The organism is Salinisphaera shabanensis E1L3A (assembly GCF_000215955.2).
GTDB lineage: Bacteria > Pseudomonadota > Gammaproteobacteria > Nevskiales > Salinisphaeraceae > Salinisphaera > Salinisphaera shabanensis.
The window spans coordinates 104,656-124,660 of the sequence record NZ_AFNV02000013.1; the positions used below are offsets into that span (position 1 = coordinate 104,656).

Annotated in this window: 15 protein-coding genes and 3 pseudogenes; 6 read left to right on the forward strand and 12 right to left on the reverse strand. The window is 60.0% G+C overall.

What is annotated here, in order from left to right; genetic code table 11:
- Positions 1 to 116 precede the first annotated feature (116 nt).
- Positions 117 to 1,961 (forward strand): biosynthetic-type acetolactate synthase large subunit, encoded by a 1,845-nt coding sequence (gene ilvB / locus SSPSH_RS09870; protein ID WP_006914267.1) that lies wholly within the window; start codon positions 117 to 119, stop codon positions 1,959 to 1,961.
- Between the two features lie 267 nt (positions 1,962 to 2,228).
- On the opposite strand, the gene SSPSH_RS09875 is transcribed toward ilvB, so the two are convergent.
- The 5 genes and pseudogenes from SSPSH_RS09875 to SSPSH_RS09895 all read right to left on the reverse strand — a co-directional run bounded on the left by SSPSH_RS09875 (position 2,229) and on the right by SSPSH_RS09895 (position 8,670).
- Positions 2,229 to 3,572: a hypothetical protein gene (locus SSPSH_RS09875; protein ID WP_006914266.1), complete on the reverse strand. Its 1,344-nt coding sequence runs from the start codon at positions 3,570 to 3,572 to the stop codon at positions 2,229 to 2,231.
- 49 nt (positions 3,573 to 3,621) lie between these two features.
- Positions 3,622 to 4,554 (reverse strand): TonB-dependent receptor domain-containing protein, encoded by a 933-nt coding sequence (locus SSPSH_RS19460; protein WP_021031658.1) that lies wholly within the window; start codon positions 4,552 to 4,554, stop codon positions 3,622 to 3,624.
- 746 nt (positions 4,555 to 5,300) lie between these two features.
- Positions 5,301 to 5,720 (reverse strand): annotated as a pseudogene (locus tag SSPSH_RS19465) (TonB-dependent receptor plug domain-containing protein); the annotation flags it as partial.
- Positions 5,721 to 6,381: 661 nt separating this feature from the next.
- Complete coding sequence (locus SSPSH_RS09890) at positions 6,382 to 6,819, reverse strand: hypothetical protein (protein WP_006914265.1); 438 nt, start codon at positions 6,817 to 6,819, stop codon at positions 6,382 to 6,384.
- 204 nt (positions 6,820 to 7,023) lie between these two features.
- Positions 7,024 to 8,670 carry a methyl-accepting chemotaxis protein gene (locus tag SSPSH_RS09895; RefSeq protein ID WP_006914264.1) on the reverse strand — a complete coding sequence of 549 codons (1,647 nt, stop codon included), beginning with the start codon at positions 8,668 to 8,670 and terminating at the stop codon, positions 7,024 to 7,026.
- 219 nt (positions 8,671 to 8,889) lie between these two features.
- On the opposite strand from SSPSH_RS09895, the gene SSPSH_RS09900 reads away from it, so the two are divergent.
- Complete coding sequence (locus SSPSH_RS09900) at positions 8,890 to 9,603, forward strand: TVP38/TMEM64 family protein (protein WP_006914263.1); 714 nt, start codon at positions 8,890 to 8,892, stop codon at positions 9,601 to 9,603.
- A gap of 135 nt (positions 9,604 to 9,738) precedes the next feature.
- On the opposite strand, the gene SSPSH_RS09905 is transcribed toward SSPSH_RS09900, so the two are convergent.
- From SSPSH_RS09905 to arcD, 5 genes and pseudogenes are all read right to left on the reverse strand, one after another.
- Positions 9,739 to 10,176, reverse strand: coding sequence for a F0F1 ATP synthase subunit epsilon (locus tag SSPSH_RS09905; RefSeq protein WP_006914262.1), 438 nt, complete (start codon positions 10,174 to 10,176; stop codon positions 9,739 to 9,741).
- 4 nt (positions 10,177 to 10,180) lie between these two features.
- On the reverse strand, positions 10,181 to 11,110 hold the full coding sequence (gene arcC / locus SSPSH_RS09910; RefSeq protein ID WP_006914261.1) for a carbamate kinase: 930 nt from the start codon (positions 11,108 to 11,110) through the stop codon (positions 10,181 to 10,183).
- Between the two features lie 101 nt (positions 11,111 to 11,211).
- A complete protein-coding gene (locus SSPSH_RS09915; RefSeq protein ID WP_021031660.1) occupies positions 11,212 to 12,222 on the reverse strand; it encodes an ornithine carbamoyltransferase in 1,011 nt (336 codons plus the stop codon).
- Positions 12,223 to 12,269: 47 nt separating this feature from the next.
- On the reverse strand, positions 12,270 to 13,517 hold the full coding sequence (arcA, locus tag SSPSH_RS09920) for an arginine deiminase (RefSeq protein ID WP_006914259.1): 1,248 nt from the start codon (positions 13,515 to 13,517) through the stop codon (positions 12,270 to 12,272).
- Positions 13,518 to 13,550: 33 nt separating this feature from the next.
- Positions 13,551 to 14,979 (reverse strand): annotated as a pseudogene (arcD, locus tag SSPSH_RS19905) (arginine-ornithine antiporter).
- A gap of 526 nt (positions 14,980 to 15,505) precedes the next feature.
- Between arcD and SSPSH_RS09930 the strand changes: the two are divergent.
- Positions 15,506 to 16,318 (forward strand): annotated as a pseudogene (locus SSPSH_RS09930) (GntP family permease); the annotation flags it as partial.
- A 93-nt stretch (positions 16,319 to 16,411) separates the two neighbouring features.
- On the opposite strand, the gene SSPSH_RS09935 reads toward SSPSH_RS09930, so the two are convergent.
- Entirely contained in the window at positions 16,412 to 16,759 is a 348-nt protein-coding gene (locus tag SSPSH_RS09935; RefSeq protein ID WP_006914255.1) for a hypothetical protein, read from the reverse strand.
- Positions 16,760 to 16,903: 144 nt separating this feature from the next.
- Positions 16,904 to 17,662, reverse strand: a complete 759-nt coding sequence (gene map, locus SSPSH_RS09940; protein ID WP_006914254.1) for a type I methionyl aminopeptidase — start codon at positions 17,660 to 17,662, stop codon at positions 16,904 to 16,906.
- A gap of 372 nt (positions 17,663 to 18,034) precedes the next feature.
- Here map and SSPSH_RS19695 point away from each other — a divergent pair, with 372 nt between their 5' ends.
- From SSPSH_RS19695 to SSPSH_RS09955, 3 genes are read left to right on the forward strand one after another with little or no spacing between them, the layout of a single operon-like run.
- Positions 18,035 to 18,505: an AAA family ATPase gene (locus SSPSH_RS19695; protein ID WP_021031662.1), complete on the forward strand. Its 471-nt coding sequence runs from the start codon at positions 18,035 to 18,037 to the stop codon at positions 18,503 to 18,505.
- A 43-nt stretch (positions 18,506 to 18,548) separates the two neighbouring features.
- Positions 18,549 to 19,316, forward strand: coding sequence for an ATP-binding protein (locus SSPSH_RS19700; protein ID WP_161627826.1), 768 nt, complete (start codon positions 18,549 to 18,551; stop codon positions 19,314 to 19,316).
- Positions 19,316 to 19,954 (forward strand): RloB family protein, encoded by a 639-nt coding sequence (locus SSPSH_RS09955; protein WP_006914252.1) that lies wholly within the window; start codon positions 19,316 to 19,318, stop codon positions 19,952 to 19,954. Before SSPSH_RS19700 ends, SSPSH_RS09955 begins: the two co-directional genes overlap by 1 nt.
- Positions 19,955 to 20,005: the final 51 nt, after the last annotated feature.

Here is a 20,005-nt window from a genome sequence, read left to right on the forward strand (position 1 = left end):
ACGCCCAATACCCGAGCGAAGCAACCGAATCGCCCTTGTTTGCTCAACGCGCGCGCCGATGCGTCTTTCTTGTGCGCTATAATCGCCCGTTTTCCACGCCGTCATAGGGTGCACCCATGCGCAACGCCCAGTCTGCCGCCACGCCGACCGATTCTCATCCACTGTCGGGCGCCTCGCTCTCCGGTGCGGAGATGATCGTACAGGTGCTGGCCGACGAAGGCGTGGACACGATTTTCGGCTATTCCGGCGGCGCCATTCTGCCGACCTACGACGCCATCTTTCGTTACAACGCCGACAATCACGACCAGATGCCGCTGATCGTGCCCGCCAACGAACAGGGCGCCGGCTTCATGGCTGCGGGCTATGCGCGCGCCTCCGGCAAGGTCGGCGTGGCGATGGTCACCTCCGGCCCGGGCGCGACCAACTGCGTGACGCCGGTGCGCGATTGCATGGCCGATTCGGTGCCGATCGTGCTGATTTGCGGCCAGGTCGCGCGCGCCGCGGTCGGTACCGATGCGTTCCAGGAAGCGCCGGTGTCCAATATCTTTTCCAGCGCGGCCAAGCACGTATTCATGGTCACCGATCCGGACAAGCTGGAGGCCACCGTGCGTACCGCGTTCGAGATCGCGCGTTCTGGTCGCCCCGGCCCGGTCGTGATCGATATTCCCAAGGACGTGCAGAACTGGGAAGGCAAATATCGCGGCCGCGGGCTGCTGGCCGTGCCCGGTTACCGCCAGCGCATGCGCGCGCTGCGTGAAAGCCAGCTCACCGACGACAAATGCGCCAAGCTGTTCGAACTGCTCGGCGAAGCCGAGCGTCCGCTGATTTATGCTGGCGGCGGTGTAATCAACGCCGACGCGGCCGGACAGCTTTCTGCGTTCGCCCAGGCGTTCGGGATCCCGGTCGTGACCACGCTCATGGGTATCGGTGCGTTCGACACCACGGACGCGCTGTCGCTGCATATGCTCGGCATGCACGGCACGGCGTTCGCCAACTATGCCGTGGAAGACTGCGACATGCTCATCGCCGTGGGCGCGCGCTTCGACGATCGCGTGGCCGGGGTGCCGGACAAGTTCGCACCGAACGCCAAGTCGCTCGTGCATTTCGATGCCGACGCCTCCGAGATCAACAAGGTCAAGGCGGTCGACTGGCACCACGTGGGCCTGTTCGCACCCAGCCTGTCGCGGGTGCTCGCGTATGGCCGCGAAAACGGTTTCTCGGCCGATTATTCGACGTGGCATGAGGAAGTCGCCGCGCTCAAGCGCGACTTTGCGATGAACTACGATCGCGATACCGCGCTGATTCAGCCGTACGCGGTCATCGAAGAGATCAACCGCAACACCGAAGGTCGTGCGGTCATCGCCACCGGTGTCGGCCAGCATCAGATGTGGGCAGCACAGTATTTCGATTTCTGCGAGCCACGGTTGTGGCTGACCTCCGGCTCGATGGGCACGATGGGCTTCGGCCTGCCGGCCGCGATCGGCGCCGCGTTCGCGCGTCGTGACAAGCTGGTCATCGATATCGACGGCGATGCCTCCATTCGCATGAACATCGGCGAAATGGAAACCGTCACCACCTACAACCTGCCGGTGAAGGTCGTCGTGCTCAATAACAACGGCGACGGCATGGTTAAACAGTGGCAGAAGCTGTTCTTCAAGGGCCGCCTGTCCGCCTCGGACAAGTCGCTACACAAGAAGGACTTCATCAAGGCCGCCGAAGCCGACGGCTACGAGTATGCCGTGCGTTTAAGCGATCCGGCCGACATGGAACGCGTGGTCAAGGAATTCCTCGAATTCCAGGGCCCGGCCTTCCTCGAAGTCGTGGTCGATCCGGATGCCGGCGTCTACCCGATGGTCGGCCCCGGCAAGAGCTACAAGGAAATGATCACCGGCGATCACATCAACAATCGCTACGATCCTTCGGGCGGCGAGCGCGAGATCGGCGCCTCCGAGATGTTCTAGCCGGCTCTCGTTCGAACGAGGCGGATCACAACGATCCGCCTCGTCGACGACCGGACTCTTCGCGTGGCGGTCGCTCTACCCGTTCTCGCGTTCGGCCTGCGCCACGCGCTCTCGCGACCCATGCCCACCTGGCGACCACCTGAGCCTGCGCCCGCCGTCCCTGCAATGGCCCATCGCCAAAGCGGGCGCTACCGCGGACTTACAACTTGCACGGTTGCAAACAACGGACCGGCGGCTACGAGATAGCCCCCACGGGCCGCCTATCGATCACTGGTCGTGGTCATGGCCATGGCCATGGCCATGGCCATGGCCATCATGATCGTCCGCGGCACCGGCAATGCCGGTCCAGGCAAGACCCTCGGGCGCGAAATCGAGTGCGATCGTCTCGCTATCGAGCGTCAGCGTTTCCAGATCGATTCGATGAATGGACTGGTTGGCCGCATCGGTGACGAAGGCGTGATGCGACGCGCCGCTGAATGCCAGCGCTGGCGCTGTATTCGTATTCTCACCGAGTGGCAGCGCCAGGCGAGCGGCCACGCGCCAATCGCTCGTCTCCAGCACGTGCAAGGTGTTGGCATCGTCGAGAATCAGCGGATGCTCGCCGTGCGAGTCCAGCGCATATCGAACCGCATTGACCGGCTGTCCGGGACTGCTTTCGGCGCCACCGCGCCAATCCACTTCACTGACACTGTCTACTGACGGATCGATCTCGTACAGGTTGGTGCTGGGCGATGCGAACGCGGCGAAATGATCAAGACCGTGATGGCCGAGCACGCTTGCCACGCGTTCGCTCATATCGAGCTTCGCCTCGTGGAAATGATCGCCATGCAACTCCGCCACGAGCACGCCATCCGTGCAGCCGAAAACGGAGAAGCTCTCATTCGACGCGCCGCCGTGCAGCCCCGGGCACGCCGTCGCAAGCGCGCCCTCGCCATGGAAATGATCGCCATGCAATTCGTAGATATCGATCCCGTCCGGCCGACCGTCGCTGCCGGATACACCACTGGCCAGAACCAAGCCATCCAGCGGTTCGGCGATGCCGTGATGCGCCGGCGACAACGACTGACTCGCGACCACGCCCCCGGCGGCCAGGCTTTCGTCGGTCAGCAGGGCGAATCCGGCCAGCGCACCAGCGTCCACATTGCCGTCGTAGAACACAGCGGCCTGACCGTCATTCACGCGATAATGCGTCGGCCGAATACCGGAGAGAATGAAGCCGAGCATCGCGGGATCATCCGCATGCACGTGATCGTCATGCAAATGCAGGCCACTATCGAGCACCTGGATCTGGTCGTTGTCACGCTGAAACAACAGCGCGTACCGATGCTCGGGGCTGGCATAGATCGAGCTCGCCGGATACGTCAGCGCATAACTGCCGACGATGGCCTCGTCTTCCAGGTCGTAGACATGCACGCGAGAGTTGGTGCCATCGGCATGGGTAATGATCAAACGCCCGGCGGAGTCGATACCGCCGTGGTCGTGATCATGATCGTGCTCGTCGCTCTCCCCGGGCAGCTCTGAGCTGCCGGTATCGTTGTTGCACGCCGTCAAAGCAAGACTCGCGCAGAATGCAGCGGCTATGAACACGCCGCGACGATAATCGAATTTCATTGACCGGATTCCCTTTTTATTTGTTATAACGTTTTATAATGAAGTTTTTTTAGAACTCGACGCGCGCGCCGACGGTCAGGTTGCGGCCCGGCTCGGGCACCGTGCGCGCCAGAAAAGAGGAATGGTTGAAGATTTCTTCGCCGAGCAGATTGCTGCCACGCAGGTAGACGCTGTAGCGCTGCTCCAGGTCCAGGTGGTAGCTGGTGATGAAATTGAGCATGTTGTAGCCCGGCGTCTCGCTTTCGAAGTCCGCGATGCGACGCTGATCGCGTACCCGCAAATACTCCACCTGCGCTTCAAAATCGCGCCAGGTGCCATCCACGCGCATGCCGACACGGTCGGCCGGAATACGGGGCAGATCGCCTTCGGGGCCGGTCAGCTTTCCGCGCACAAGATCACCGAACAGCGTGGTTGAAACGAGATCGTTCCAGCGATAGGTCATTTCCAGCTCGCCGCCGACGAATTCGGCTTCGTCCTGCGTGTACTTGATCAGGCGAAATTCCTCGATCTGATCGAGCGTGCGCGCATACACATAGTCATCGACACGGTTGTAGAACGCCCCCGCATCGAAGGTGAGATCACCTGCCAGCTTGCGCAGGTTCAGACCCACGTTGTGCGACGTTTCCGGCTCCACGTCATGTCCGCTGCCCGGCCCACCGCAGGTGAACTCGGAGCTGAGCAGGCCGCACTCGAAGGTGTTGGTGGCCAGATGCACGCCTCGTGCATAGGTTTCCTGGGCATTGGGCAGGCGCTGCGAGCGTGAAAGCGACAGCGCCAGGTTGTAATCCGGGCGGAATTCCCAGACCAGCCCACCGGACAGCGACGTCGCGGTGTTATCGACATCGGGGCGGCCGCGCACGTCATCGACCGGGCTGAGATCCTGCCATTCCTGGCGCGCGCCGAGCTCCGCACGCCATTCGTCGTTGATTCGATAACGTTCGACAGCGAACAGGCCGACGATTTCGGTATCGGTCTTGGGCATCGTCGCTTCCAGGCCCGGGTATTGAACTGGGAGTCCGAATACTGGGCGCCCACGACGCCCGCCCAGCCCCTGACCGGCGCATGCTCGACCTCGACACGCGTGTCGTAGCCCTTGTTGCGGAAGGTCGTGCCGATCTCACCGTGCTCGATTTCGTCGTGGCGGTAGTCGCTGCGACCAAACCGCATCTTCACGCGTTCGATATCGGCGATCGGATCGCGGTATTCGCCGCGCACGTCGACACGCTGGCTGTCGAGATCGACGAACGGTGCATCGTGCGCGCCGTGACCATGGTCGTGGTCGTGCACGTCGTCGCAGGCCAGGGTGCTGCCCAGCGCCGAGCAGCCTTCGAATTCATGGCTGTGGCCAGGCAAACCGTAAGTATCCGCACGACCGGTGTACGCCACCCCCAGATAGCCCTTCTCGCCTATCCACGACGCACCCAGCGAGCCGACGCTGCTTTCGGCGAACGTGCCATCGATCGTGGGCCGAGTGAAACCGTTGACCTCGTAGTTGTTGGCATCGCGATCGGCGCCTTCGGCACGCAAGGCGAAGTTGTCGCCCGCCCGCATGGTCACGCCGAAGGCCGCCGCGCGCTCGTCGGCCACGGTATTGCCACGCACCGAGGCAAAACCCTCGAACGGGCCGTCGGGCATCTCCTTGGGGATCTTGCTATCGATCACGTTGACGACGCCGCCAATCGCGCCACCGCCGTAAAGCAGTGTCGACGGCCCGCGCAATACTTCGATTCGCTCCGAGAGCAGCGGGTCCACGGTAATCGCATGGTCGGGCGATATGGCCGAGGCATCGAACAGGGCCGAACCGTCGGAAAGCACGCTCACACGCGGCGACGTCTGACCGCGAATCACTGGGCGGCTCGAACCGGCGCCGAACGTATCGGAATGCACGCCAGGCAAGCCGTCCAACGTGTTACCCAGCGTTGCGGCACTGCGCTCGAAAAGTGCCTCGCCTTCGAGCAGATCGAACGATGCCGGCGTATACGCGGGATCGGTACCCAGCGGTAGCGCCGAAACGGTCATCAGGTCGAGTTCCTCGACCATAAGATTCGCAGGCGCGGTTTCGTTTTCCGCAGCGATCGACATCACAGGCACGCAGGCGCCTATCCCCCAGCCGATTACCGGCAGGACTTTCTTGACTACAGCAGGCATGACTCCCTCGAATAAAAGCGCGCCCCAGCGCGATTGCAGCAACGTTATATTATAACGTTGCTTAAAGCAATCAATTTTAACGGCCGCCGCAGCGGCGGGGGCGGCGCACTCACCGGTCTCATGCAAGAGTGGAGATGCTTATCTCGCAGAACGGTAGCGGGTGGATGCGCCAACACAGCAGCCAGCGTCGGTACCGTGTGACGAGGCAATCGAACGCGCAGCTCGAACCGCGGCAATCGCCCCTGGGGCGCTGAATCGAACCGATGGGAAGGATTCGCGGGCCGACGCCGAATCCGCGAACCTGTTACCGCCCGGCACCGATACGCCACTTGCGTCCGCCACGTGACGTGCTATTGCCGCGGCAAATGCCTGCCCTCGGTGCCGTGCTTTCGGCATGGCCGAATACCGGATGGATACAGTGGAGACCGGCCGCCTGCCCTGCCCCGACCAGATCGCTATAGACCACGCGATACCAAAACCCGACGTGGTGGTTGAGAGCCCTGATCAGGGCAGGCAAAGAAGCGGGCGCAAGTGTCGACGCCTTGCTGGCATCGACCACGGTGGCGGCCTACATCAATCCCGTTGCAAGGTTGGGCTAGCGAGAACTGACGCGATGGCGGCGCAGAGCACGCCGGCCAGGCCCACACACAAAAGGGGCGACTCAAACCCCGCAATCGGCCCGGCCGACATCGATATCGCCCAGCTCGGTTCCGTCGTCGAGCCGGTATCGATAGGCGATCCGAAACTCTTTCTGCAGCATGCGCCGCAGCCGGCCCTTCTCGCAGATGATCTGCTGGATGCCGGCGCCATAGCGGTCCATGAAATTCTCCGAGTCGAGATCGTTGGCCAGCGGCGGCAGCAACGTGTAGTTGAACTGCAGCGTTTCGCCATCGACCGTGGTGCTCTCCAGGCGGGTGCTCTCATCCACCTGCGAGGGCAGATCCGTATTGATCTGTTCGGCGACATCATGCAGAAACGCGCTGCGATCTTCGGCCGATTCGCCAACGAAGTACGGGGCGACCACGTAGCCGATCAGCCCGAGGGCGAACAGAATCACGAGGCCGCCGACGACCGCGGCGAGTTTGGAGAGATTGCTCATAGCGACCGATTGTTCCTTGTCGTGTCGGGTTGTGCCGCCCTGCCACGAGCGGGCGGCCGATACGCAGGGTACACAGTAAAGGCCGCCGCGCGCGTAACATGAATGGCTTTAGCTGCCCGCTTGTCATCGCACGGCCATCGGCGCAAGCGAGCGCCGCTATCAGCCCGGCAGGCGGATACCGCTCATGCCGGTCGATAGCGCGTATCAACCAATACGAAAGCGCAGAATGCGCTGGCGTAGCGATTCGGCCTGTTCGCGCAGCGACTGGGACGCAGCGGCAGCCTGTTCGACCATGGCTGCGTTCTGCTGGGTCATCTCGTCCATCTGAGCTACGGCCTGATTGACCTGGCCGATACCGTGGGACTGTTCGCTGGTCGCATTCGAAATATCGGTCATCAAGCCTTGCGTGCGCTCGACATGTTCGCCCAGTGTCGCCATCGATTCACGTGCCTGCTCGACACGCTCCGAACCTTCGCGCGCTTGCTTGACCGAGCGTTCGGTCAAACCGGTAATGTTCTTCGCTGCCTCAGCCGAGCGGGCCGCGAGTTTGCGCACTTCTTCGGCGACCACCGCGAAACCGCGCCCGTGCTCGCCGGCACGCGCCGCTTCGACCGAGGCGTTGAGCGCGAGCAGGTTGGTCTGGAACGCAATGCCGTCGATCACCGTCGTGATCTGGGCAATTTCATCGGCATCGCGACGGATATGGTCCATCGCATCGACGACATCGCCCACCAGTTGCCGACTGTTATCGAGCGCCGTACGGCTGTCGGTGGCAATCGAACTCGCATGCCGCGTGGTTTCGGCATTGTTGGCCACTGTCGCCGTCAACTGCTCCAGGCTTGCCGCGCTTTCTTCAAGCGACGCCGCCTGTTGTTGGGTTCGTGCCGACAAATCGGCGTTCGCCTGTGCGATCTCGCGGGCCGCACCTTCGATCGACTCGCTGCCATGACCGATACCGGCGATCAGCTCTGCGAGATCCCGGCGCATGTTTTCGACACTGCCCATCAAACTGTTTTCACGCGATGCGTCCAGCGTCAACGCCGTCGCGAGATCGCCGCGTGCCACGTTTTCGAGCTGCGCCCGCGCTTCATACGTTTCACCGCCGAGATCACGATAGATCGCGCGCGCGAGGTATACGAGCATCAGAAGCATCAACAGGCCGAACGCGCCCAGCACCAGCGCATACTTGAGCAACTCACGATGAAACGTGGCCGCAATGTCATCGATATAAACGCCAGCCCCGATCGTCCAGTCCCACGGTTCGAAATGCTCCACCAGACTCATCTTGGGCAGCTCGGGGCCGTCGGCGACACGCTGGGTCGCGTAATAGACGAAACCCTTGCCGTCCGCGCGCGCGATTTCGAGCATACGGCGATACATGAAGACGCCGTCCTGATCCTTGACGTTCGACAGATCTTCACCGGCAGCCAGACGCGGGTGGGCAACGGCCCGCAGGTCGGAATCGATGGCAAAAACGTAATTATTGTCATTTGCGCCGAAGTGCATATCGGACAGCGCTGCCGCAGCCCGGCTTTTTGCTTCGTCGACGCTTATCTCGCCCTGGTCGACGGCGCTTTTGAGTCCGTCCACGATATTAACCGCCATGCCCACGCTATCGCGCAGGCCCTGCTGGCGGGATTCATACAACCGGCTGCGCGATTCCCATGCCACGTCTGCGACGACGCCCGACAAGCCGAGCACGAGCGCAGCCGCGACCCAGCAGATCTTGTGCTTGAGCGGCGTGTTGCGTTTGGTCTTGTGTTTTTGCCCGGCCGAACCGGCCGTATCGAAGGAAGCGGTATTGTCTGACACAGCGGGCGCGAAACCCGCGTCGGATGCGACGGTATTCATTATTACCTTATGCGCTTTTATATTGTGCGCAATATAAATGGCACCGTTAATAGCGGCCGCGAATACAAAATCTTTAGTCGCACGCCGTCATTCAATGCCGTGCCCCAAGGGCCCGCGGGTGCGACAATAGCGTTCAAGCCCTCCGACACCGGCCGGGCCTGCCGGCGTACAAACTGCCGACAGAGCCGCCCGATCCAGCTGTCTGCCTAGGAACCTGCGTTGTCGAATAAAACCAAACTACGTGTGGCGCTGCTCGCGATCGCCGTACTCGTTTTCATACTGGGCTCGACCGTATTCGACTTCGGACAACTGTTTCGCGATACGCGCAGCCAGTTCGAGTCGCTCGGCTGGGCTGGCCCCGTCATCTTTGCGTTGATCTACGGCGCACTCGGCGCACTCGCTGCGCCTACCGGCCTGGTGGAATTGATCGCGGGTGCGATATTCGGCTTCTGGACAGGGAGTGCCGCGGTTCTGGTCGGCGCGCTCATTGCCGCCAATATCGGCTTTGTCTGCGGACGCTGGCTGGCACGGGACTGGGTATCGAGCAAGGTGAACAGCAACCGCCTCGCCCAGCAGATCGAAGCCGCGGTCGAACAACGCGGGTTCTGGATCACGGTGCTGATCCGCTTGTCGCCCGCGGTGCCCTTCAACCTCACCAGCTACGTACTCGGTGCCAGCACCATTCGCTGGACGACGTTTCTGGTTGCGACCGTGCTCGGCATGCTGCCGATCAAACTGTTTCTGATCTGGCTCGGCGCCAGCGGCCAGAAACTGCTGGGCGCGACCAATCCGGCTGAATGGGGCACAAACGAATGGCTGCTCTACGGCGGCGGGCTGGTGGCGACCATCGTCGTTGTGGTGCTCATCGGTTGGACCGTGGCACGTACCAGTCGGCGCGTGCTGCGCGAGGCCGAGCAACAGCGCGGCGATTAGGGCGTTATCGTCGGTTGTCGCACGCGCCGTTCAAATAACGCGCTACGACACACCGACAGACCATCAGTGGCCCGCGCTAGCTTTATCTGCACACCATAGGCGCGTGTCTATCGATTGTGGACGGGCGGCGTTGCGTCAGTAGCCTTTTCGCCCCTTCTCAAGCGCCTTGATACGCGCGGCAGCCAGAGCCAGCTCGTACTCGGCACGTTCGCGATCGATACGCTCGTGTGCCTCACGCAGGCTCGCCCGTGCGCTCTCGCGTGCTTTTTCGGCCGCGGCTTTGTCGATATCCGCCGCTCGCTCGATCGTATCGGCAAGCACGGTCGCGAGCGTCGGCTCGACTTCGAGAAAACCACCGGATACGAAGTAATTGATCGACTCCTGACCGGAATTGACCAGGCGCACCACGCCGGGCTCGATACGCGTCAGCATCCGTGCATGCCCCGGCGCGATACCGACATCGCCGTACGCCGCCGGCACGACGACCATATCGGCCTGGCCGGAAAAGATCGGCCCCTGAACGGGGCATACGATTTCGACCCGAATCTGCTTGCTTTGATTGTCTGCCGCCATGGTATTAGCGGTACCTCACGCCGGAATACTGCGTACTCACCCGTGTGCCGGCATGGCCGGCCACGATCGCTTCGATATCAGCCAGCGAGCCAATGACAGCTGTGCCACCGGTCCGGCTCGCATAACGACAGGCCGCACCCACCTTCGGCCCCATCGAGCCCGCGGCGAACTGGTCGGCGTCGAGGGCATCGGGAGAGGCCTCGGCGATAACCTGTTGATCGGGCTTGCCCCAGTTCACGTACACGCCGTCCACATCGGTCGCGATAAGCAGCAGGTCGGCTTCCACCTGCTCGGCCAGCAGCGCTGCGCAATAATCCTTGTCGATAACTGCTTCCACACCACGCAACTGACCGTTGTCGTCGTAAACCGTAGGAATACCGCCGCCGCCGGCACAGATGACCACACTGCCCTTCTCCAGCAGCCATTTAATGGGGCGGATCTCGAACACACGCTGCGGGCGCGGACTGGCGACCACGCGTCGAAACATGTCGCCGTCGGGCGCGATTGCCCAACCCTTGTCGGTGGCCATGCGGTCAGCCTGTTCGCGCGTATAGACCGGGCCGATCGGCTTGCTCGGATGCGCGAACGCCGGATCGTCGGCATCGACTTCCACCTGGGTGAGAATCGTCGCGAACGATGCTTCGGCCGGTAACAGATTGCCCAGTTCCTGTTCGATCACATAGCCGATCATGCCCTCGGTCTGCGCGCCAAGTACATCCAGCGGATAGGGCTCGACCTCTTCATAGGCGGCGCCCTGCAATGCTAGCAAACCCACCTGCGGGCCGTTGCCATGGGCGATCACGACTTCATGTTGGGGCATGATGCGGGCGAGCTGTTCACAGGCCACCCGCACATTGGCGCGTTGATTTTCAGCGGTCAGCGGCTGGCCGCGACGTAATAGCGCGTTGCCGCCCAGAGCGGTGACGATACGCATGCAGATACTCCGATAGGATCGGCCCGTGCCGATCACGACTTGCGCCACGGCCGGGTACAACCCGACCGTGGCTGGTAAAGGATGAGGGCTGGATACGAGCGCTAGATATCGCCCAGCGTGGCCACGAGTACCGCCTTGATGGTGTGCATGCGATTCTCGGCCTGATCGAAGGCGATACAGGCGGGCGACTCGAACACCGCCTCGGTGACTTCGATGCCATCCTTGAGCTGCGGATACTGCTCGATCGTCTGCTTGCCAACCTTGGTATCGGCGTTATGAAACGCCGGCAGGCAATGCATGAATTTCACCCGCGGGTTGTTCGCCTTGGCCATCAGCGACTGATTGACCTGATACGGCATGAGCATGTCGATACGCTCGGCCCAGGCCTCGATCGGCTCGCCCATCGATACCCAGACGTCGGTATGGATGAAATCCACGCCCGCGACCGCTTCGGCCGGGTCTTCGGTGAGCGTGATACGTGCACCGGACTCGGCCGCGAACTTCTCGCAGGCCTCGATATGCGCCTGCTCCGGCCAGAGCGCCTTGGGCGCTGCGATACGCACGTCCATGCCCAGCTTCGCGCCGATCATCAGCAACGACTTGCCCATGTTGTAGCGGGCATCGCCCAGGTAGGCATAGCTGATGCCGTGCAATGGCTTGTCGCTGTGCTCGCGCATGGTGAGCACGTCGGCGAGCATCTGGGTGGGGTGATATTCGGCGGTCAGGCCATTGAAGATCGGCACGCCGGCAAATTCGGCAAGCTGCTCGACGGTGTGCTGATCCGCGCCGCGGTATTCGATGGCGTCGTACATGCGCCCGAGTACACGCGCGGTGTCCTTGATCGTTTCCTTATGCCCGATCTGAGAGGAACTTGGATCGATATAGGTGACGTTCGCGCCCTGCTGATAGGCCGCCACCTCGAACGCACAGCGTGTGCGCGTAGAGGTCTTTTCGAAAAATGAGCGCGATGTCTTGTCGCGTAGATGCTTCTGCTCGCTGCCGGTATAGCGTGCGCGCTTGAGATCGCGCGACAGATCGAGCAGATAGACCAGCTCGCGCGTGCTGTGATGCATCAGGCTGAGCAGATGACGGTTATGCATGTTGAAGGCCATGAGCGGCACTCCCGATTAAAAGAATTGAGGACGAACCAGACGGCGGATCAGTAGTCGACCGCGTCGCGCGCGATCGGGCAGGTCATGCAATGACCGCCGCCGCGACCGCGACCGAGTTCGCTGGCATCGATGGTGATAACTTCCACACCGGCCTTGCGCAGCAGCGTGTTGGTATGGGTATTGCGGTCGTAGCCGATGACCACGCCCGGCTCGACGGCGACCACGTTGTTACCGTCATCCCACTGTTCGCGTTCGGCTTCGTAGCTGTCGCCGCCGGTGGCGATCGTGCGCAGTTGTTTCAGGTTCAGTGACTCGGCAACGGTATCCACGAAGGACTTGTCTTCACGGCGCACGTCCAGACCGGCTGGCTTGGAATCGTCGGGGCGCACGCTAAACGGCGTGATCGCATTCACCGCTTCCGGATAGATCGTGACCAGATCGCGATCGCAGAAACTGAATACCGTATCCAGATGCATGGCCGCACGGGACTTCGGCAGGCCGGCGACAATCACGCGCTCCGCGGCGCCGTGGTCGAACAGGGAACGGGCTAGCTGACCGATGGCCTGGTGCGAACTGCGTTCGCCCATGCCGATGAGAACCACACCGTTGCCGATCGGCATGACGTCACCGCCCTCGAGCGTGGCCATGCCGTGGCCTACGGTCGGGTCGCCGTACCAGATATTGAAATCGGCGTTGGCGAAGGTCGGGTGGAACTTGTAGATGGCCGCAGTCAGCAGCGTTTCCTGGCGGCGTACTTCCCAGTACATGGGATTGAGCGTGACGCCGTTGTAGATCCAGCAGGTGGTATCACGGGTGAACAACGCATTGGGCAACGGCGGCACGATGAAGCTCGCATAGCCGAGGTATTCGCCGAACATGCGTACCAGCGAGCTGCCCAGGCTTTCCGGCACGTCGCGTGCCGACACGCCGCCCAGCAGATACTCGGCAAGCTGACGCGGGGGCTGCTCTTCGAGCCATGCACGGATTTCGCCCATCAGGCTGACGCCGACCTGATCGGCCGTGATCTTGCGATCCAGAATCCAGGCGCGTGCCTCGGGGTTGCCGAGCACGTCGGTGAGCAGATCGCGCATTTCCAGCACGTCCACGCCACGCTCTTGAAGTTTGTTGACGAAATCGAAGTGATCGCGCTTGGCTTCGTTCACCCAGATGACGTCGTCGAACAACAGATCGTCGCAGTTCGATGGCGTCAGGCGCTGGTGCGCCAGCCCCGGCGCGCACACCATCACCTTGTGCAGCTTGCCGATTTCCGAATAAACGCCGAGAGGTTGCGACATGAGAACTCCTGTCAGAGAGATAGGATGAAAGGGTTAAAGCGAGAGAAAACCGGCATAAAGGCCGTAACCCGCCAGAACGGCGCCGGCCAGCACGAGGGCGAAAATCACCCACTCGAACGGCTGAAAAACCGGCTTGGATTGCTCGCGCCGAGCCTTGGCGAAAAGAGCCGCACCCGGCGCATACAGCAGTGCCGAAAGCAGCACGTATTGAATGCCGCCGGCATAGAGCAGCCACAGGCTGTAGGCCAGCGCTACAGTCGCGATCGCCATATCCTTGCGCCGGCGTCCGGGCTGGCCTTCGTAGGTTTCACCGCGCCAGCTCATCAGCAATGCGTAAGCGGCCGACCACAGGTACGGCACCAGAATCATCGACGTGGCCAGATACAACAGGCTCAGGTAGGTCGATTCGCTGAACAGCGTGATGACCAGAAACAGCTGGATGAAACCGTTCGACAACCACAGCGCATTGCTGGGCACATGGTTCGCGTTCTCGTGCTTGAGAAAGCCCGGCATGGTGTGGTCGCTGGCCGCGGCGAACAGAATCTCGCCGCACAACAGTGTCCAGGCCAGCAGCGCCCCGCCTAGCGAAATGAGCAGGCCGATACTGATCACAAGTGAACCCCACGTGGCCCACCAGATGTTCAAGCACGCCCGCCATCGACGGGTCCTGCAGGTTGGCCAGCTCTGGCTGGCTCAGCACGCCCATCGACAGCACGCTCACCGCCACCAGCAACAGCAGCACACCGAGAAAACCGATCACCGTCGCCTTGCCGACATCGCTACGGTTCTGTGCACGGGCAGAATAGATGCTCGCGCCCTCGATGCCGATGAACACCCAGACGGTGACCAGCATCATGCCGCGCAGCTGGGTCATGAAGCTGCCCAGGTCGGTATTGCCGGTGCCCCAGAAATCGTCGAAAAAGACCGACGGCTTGAAAGCGAACGCCACGATGACGATGAACAATAAAATCGGCACGACCTTGGCGATCGTGGCAACCGTATTGATGAATGCGGCCTGCTGAATGCCGCGCAGTACCAGAAAATGCAGCAGCCAAAGCAGGATCGAGGCACAGACAACGGCCGCGACCGTATTGCCCTCGCCGAACATGGGAAAGTAGTAGCCCAGCGTGCTGAAGACCAGCACCAGGTAGCTGACGTTGCCCAGCCAGGCGCTAATCCAGTAACCCCAGGCCGACGAAAAGCCCATGTAGTCGCCAAAGCCGGCCTTGGCATAGGCATAGATGCCGGCATCCAGATCGGGGCGTCGGTTGGAGAGCGTCTGAAACACGAATGCCAGCATCAACATGCCGGCCGCGGTGATCAGCCAGCCCACCAATACAACGCCTGCGCTGGCGCTCGCGGCCATGTTTTGGGGCAGACTGAATATCCCGGCGCCAATCATCGAACCGGCAACCAGCGACACCAGTGCGCCCAATCGAAGCTTGGGTTTTTCGTCGGCCATGAACTGCTTTTCCAGAGAGATTTGGATAAAGCCTAGGACGACCCTCTAGGACCGGCTTTGACGTAGATCAAACCGTGCGCGACTTAATTGACGTCTATAATTATCTGATTTAAAAATATTTATTTTTATCAGCCCGTTGCACCGCCGGTCATGCCCACGCCTGTACGCGTCATCGAACGGCGTTCTGCCCTGTTCGATTTCATGGCACCAACAGCGCTCGCAGCGGTGCTTAAACCGGCTTGCCGGATCACCGCACAACGGTTGGACACGAGCCGCCATGCGGCCAAGCCGCGATAAACCCGGCGGCCTTTCCAATTGCAATCGCGGGCCGCACCCGCCGAGCGACTATGCGACTCTAGTCGCAAATGCGAGACAGCAAAGCCGTTTTCCCGCAGGCTCTGCGATCTAGACGGCGACGGATAAGCGTGGCCCGGTCGACAACTCCGAGCCAGACACGCTCGCTCGCCAGCCGTATCGCACCGTCGACTCGAATCGGTCGGCAACACCATTCAGAAGGAACGACCCGATGGGCCTGATCGGCATCTTTCTTTCGCTCGCGCTGCTCATGTATCTGGCCTATCGCGGGATCAACGTATTGATCCTGGCCCCGTTGCTGGCACTACTGGCGACCGTATTCGCCGGCGGGCTGCCGATACTCGCGACCTATACGCAGGTGTTCATGCCGGCGCTGGGCGACTATCTGGTCAAGTTCTTCCCCCTGTTTCTGCTGGGCGCGATCTTCGGCAAGCTCATGGCCGACTCGGGCTCGGCGCGTACGATCGCCGAGTGGTTTACCAATACCATGGGCGCACGCCATGCCATTGCCGCCGTGGTGTTCGCCTGCGGCGTACTCACCTACGGCGGCGTGTCGTTGTTCGTGGTGGCGTTTGCGGTCTATCCCATCGGCAACGAACTGTTTCGGCGTTCGCACACGCCCAAGCGTCTGCTGCCCGCCGCGCTCGCGCTAGGCTCGTTCACCTTCACCATGACCGCGTTTCCCGGCACGCCGGCGATCCAGAACGCGATCCCCATGCCCTACTTCAATACCACGCCGTTTGCCGCCCCGGTCTTCGGCACGCTGGCCGGGCTAGGCATGCTCGTATTCGGTACGCTGTGGCTCAATCGGCGCCGCGCACGCGCGGCCGCCGCCGGCGAAGGCTACGGCTCGCATGGCGCCACAGACGCCGATGCACAGGAAGAACGGGCCAGCCGCCCGAGCATGTGGCTGGCAATGGTGCCAGTGCTCGCCGTGATCGCCCTCAACGCCCTGTTCACCTATCTCGTCATCCCGTGGATGGATACCAGCTATCTCGCCCAAGAGGACTACGGTAGCGCCGAGATCGGCGCGGCCAGCGTCAACAGATTGCGCGGCAACTGATCCAGCAGCGACCCGGCCAAACCGTTGGAATTGTGCAGGTTGGTTCCGTTCTGGTTATTGAGTGCGGCCCACTGATCCGGCGCATCCCAGCCCATCCAGTGCTGCCCCCAGCTGGCTTCCTCGCCGCCGAAATACAGGCAGCCCAGACAGAACAAACCAAAGAACAACAGCAGACGCGTCGCCCAGCGAACTAATCTGTCGTAACACCAGCAAGCCCGTAAGCAGCGCCAGGACCAGCACGAGCACCGTGCCCTGCTCCGTGGCCCCGGACTCGTGAAGTATGTAGCGGTCGAAAAACTCGAACGGCGTTACCGCCCGCAACACGTAATGCCCGAAATACAACACCACCGGCACACCGACCCAGAACCAGGCCGGCACGTGGCTGTCACGCAAGTCCTTCATTCGTATGAGCTCTCGCTGTAAGGACACGAAAACCGCGGACTATACCCGCCCCAATGAATGTATGCAGCAACGAAATGCGGCCATGGAGCGCTGCCAAACCAGGAACCGATCGCCCCGGCATGCCTATGCAAGGCCAGGCAAACCTCAGGCTGCCTGCAGCGAACGCGTCGCAATGATCGGCGCCCCGTCCGTCACGATCACCGTATGCTCGAACTGGGCCGAACGACTCGCCGGATCGCCCACCAGCGTCCAGCCATCATCCGTTTCCGAGACGAACGTGCTACGCGTCGACAAAAACGGCTCGACCGCGATCACCTGCCCGTATTCCAACCGGCGACGGTCCTTACGATCGTAAAAGCCGACAATGGCCTCGGGATCTTCATGCAACGACCGGCCCAGGCCATGACCGGCCAGGTTCTTGATGATCTTCAACCGATGCGACTTCGCCACGTCCTCGATCGCCTTGCCGATCATGTTGATCGGCGCGCCGGCACGCACCTGACCCAGCGCGCGCTCTAGCGCCAGTTCCGTGGCCCGGCATAGCGTTGCCTTCTCATCGGCCACAGGCGCAACGACGGTCGTACCACCCGTATCCGCGAAATAACCATCGCGCTCGGCCGACACATCGACATTCACGATGTCGCCCTCACCGATCACCCGCGCGCCCGGCACCCCGTGGGCGGCCTCTTCATTCACGCTGATGCAGGTAAAGCCGGGAAAGTCGTAGCACTTCATCGGCGCCGAGGTAGCCCCCAGCCGCGACAACATCTGCCCGCCCATTTCATCGAGCTCAAGCGTCGTCATCCCCGGCTCGACCGCCGCCAGCATCGCGTCGCGAATCTCGGCGACGATGCGGCCAATGGCGAGAATGCCGTCGAGGTCTTTCTGGTTTTCGATGGTCATGGGCGGCGTGGAGCGCTGTGTAAACGCGCATGATACCGAGCGCGTGGGCCGGACGTCGTGCTTATCGACCGTAAAATCTGTAGGTGACGTTTGCAGTCATCGCGAAGCGAGAGGCATTAGCCCTCGCCACGCGCATCCGATATGCAACCGCTTTACTCGACAGTTATTTCCGAACGAATTCAAGCAAGACACTAATATACTGTCCCCTGAATTCGGAATGTACTGTCGCCTGAATCCGTGATCCTCAGTAAAGCCGTGGTTACTTACTGTGCAATCACGCTCATAAAAGGACCGACTCACTAGCAGAGTTGCGCGATTTTTTGCATAATTCCCGCGCTGAAACCCCATTTCCCTCTGGCGAGGTCGCCGTCAATGTTACTTCGGTTCGGTTGCTCCAACTTTCTCTCGATACGCGATTACCAAGAGATATCGCTAGTAGCGACGAAGAAGAAAGACGCAGCGGCGCAACTTCGCGAAGTGCCCGGCTTAGAGCTAAAGATTCTCCCCGCGGCCGCGATATACGGAGCAAATGCATCCGGTAAAACTAATTTTATTCAAGCAATCGATTTCCTTAAAGAGACGATCTCCGGACAAAATGTTGCCAGAGACGCCAGCGAGGGTGTAACGCGGGCGCCGTTTAAACTCGGCAAGCAATATGCTCTACAGCCGACTGAGGTGGATGTCGATTTCATACATGAAGAAGTGCACTATCACTACGGGTTTGCTTGTAACGACGAAATCATCTTAGAGGAATGGCTTTACGCTTTCCCCAATAATCAAAGGCAGGTTTGGTTTCATCGTAACGCTAAAGAAGGTACTGAATACTATTTGGACGTCAGCTGAAGGGTCGAACAAAACGATTTCGGATCTAACCACTCCAAACACGTTGTTCTTATCGTCTGCGGCGCGTAACAACCACCATCAGCTATCTCCCATTCATTCTTATTTCAAAGGTCGGATCGCGTACAGGTCGTCGGAATTAAATAGGCCACAAAATTACGAGAAATTTCTTTTAAACGAGAAATTTCGAGCCGAAATTGTGTCATTTATGAAAAATGCTGACATAGGCATTGATGACATAAGAGTTGAAGAAGAAGATCTTGATGAAAAGCATCTTGCAATCCATAGAGACCTCGAAGAACTGTTCAGCAAGCATCTCTCATCCTTTCCGCAGCTTTCCGAGAAAGACAAGCTAAGAAAAATACTTTTTTCTCATAAGTCAGCTGACGGATCGAATGTCGACCTTGATATGGAGCTAGAGAGTCGTGGCACTATAACGCTCTTAAACTTGCTTGGACCAGCGCTAGATGCCCTTGCTAACGGAAAACTGCTTGTTGTAGATGAATTGGATAGCAGCGTGCACCCTCTTCTGTCTAGGCGTCTAGTTCACCTGTTCAACGCTATCGCTGATCGTACGAATAGAGGGCAGCTTATTTTCACAACGCATGATACGAACCTGTTAGATAAAAAAGTGCTAAGGCGAGATCAAATTTGGTTTACTGAAAAGTCGAAGGACGGCGCTACATGCTTGTACCCCCTCTCGGATATCAAAACTCGAAAAGGGGACAACTTCGAGAAAGGATATTTGTCCGGTCGGTACGGCGCTATCCCGTATTTGGGTACTTTCGATAGCGCGAACGAATTAGTCGGATAATGGCTGCCAGAAAACTTCCTAAAACGAAAACGCTTCGAAGGAAGCGCGAATCCAAAGAACCGAAGCAAAAAATTATTATTGTTTGCGAGGGCAAAACCACCGAACCAGATTATTTCGATCAGCTTTATCGCTATGTTAGGAATCCGCTAGTTAAGGTGGAGGTTTGCGAAGCTGCTGGCGAGCCAGCGACGATCGTGGCCAAAGCTAAATCGCTAAAAGCGGAGCAGCTAAGAAAAGCGAAGCGCTCTGGCAACAGCTTCGAGGGTTTTTTTTCGGTCTGGGCTGTATTCGATCGCGACGAGCATCCTAAGTATCATGAAGCGCTAGATTTGGCGCGTGCGAGTGATATAGAGCTTGCTATTAGCAACCCTTGCTTCGAAATTTGGTTGCTATTTCATATTTGCGATTATCAAGCACCAATCCATCGGCATGATCTTCAGAAAAAGTTAGAGGAAGCTTGTCCCGGTTATTCAGCCAAAAAGAAACGGATTCAATATTGTGCTATTTCCGATGCTTACGAATCAGCTGAAAAGAGAGCAACTTCCAGTATTGTTAATAGAGAATTGGAAGGAGACCCGCTTGGCAACCCGTCAACCACGGTCCACCATTTAACCAACGCCATTATTAGCGGCGGTTAGCTGTAAAATATTAATTGAAGAAAACATTTAGGGGGCTGCTGAAATAGCCGC

What these genes read in the sequence shown, in the direction of transcription:
- ilvB (WP_006914267.1), top strand. Translation starts at nt 117, where the DNA reads ATGCGCAACGCCCAGTCTGCCGCCACGCCGACCGATTCTCATCCACTG.
- SSPSH_RS09875 (WP_006914266.1), bottom strand. Translation starts at nt 3,572, where the DNA reads ATGAAATTCGATTATCGTCGCGGCGTGTTCATAGCCGCTGCATTCTGC.
- SSPSH_RS19460 (WP_021031658.1), bottom strand. Translation starts at nt 4,554, where the DNA reads ATGCCCAAGACCGATACCGAAATCGTCGGCCTGTTCGCTGTCGAACGT.
- SSPSH_RS09890 (WP_006914265.1), bottom strand. Translation starts at nt 6,819, where the DNA reads ATGAGCAATCTCTCCAAACTCGCCGCGGTCGTCGGCGGCCTCGTGATT.
- SSPSH_RS09895 (WP_006914264.1), bottom strand. Translation starts at nt 8,670, where the DNA reads ATGAATACCGTCGCATCCGACGCGGGTTTCGCGCCCGCTGTGTCAGAC.
- SSPSH_RS09905 (WP_006914262.1), bottom strand. Translation starts at nt 10,176, where the DNA reads ATGGCGGCAGACAATCAAAGCAAGCAGATTCGGGTCGAAATCGTATGC.
- arcC (WP_006914261.1), bottom strand. Translation starts at nt 11,110, where the DNA reads ATGCGTATCGTCACCGCTCTGGGCGGCAACGCGCTATTACGTCGCGGC.
- SSPSH_RS09915 (WP_021031660.1), bottom strand. Translation starts at nt 12,222, where the DNA reads ATGGCCTTCAACATGCATAACCGTCATCTGCTCAGCCTGATGCATCAC.
- arcA (WP_006914259.1), bottom strand. Translation starts at nt 13,517, where the DNA reads ATGTCGCAACCTCTCGGCGTTTATTCGGAAATCGGCAAGCTGCACAAG.
- SSPSH_RS09935 (WP_006914255.1), bottom strand. Translation starts at nt 16,759, where the DNA reads ATGAAGGACTTGCGTGACAGCCACGTGCCGGCCTGGTTCTGGGTCGGT.
- map (WP_006914254.1), bottom strand. Translation starts at nt 17,662, where the DNA reads ATGACCATCGAAAACCAGAAAGACCTCGACGGCATTCTCGCCATTGGC.
- SSPSH_RS19695 (WP_021031662.1), top strand. Translation starts at nt 18,035, where the DNA reads ATGTTACTTCGGTTCGGTTGCTCCAACTTTCTCTCGATACGCGATTAC.
- SSPSH_RS09955 (WP_006914252.1), top strand. Translation starts at nt 19,316, where the DNA reads ATGGCTGCCAGAAAACTTCCTAAAACGAAAACGCTTCGAAGGAAGCGC.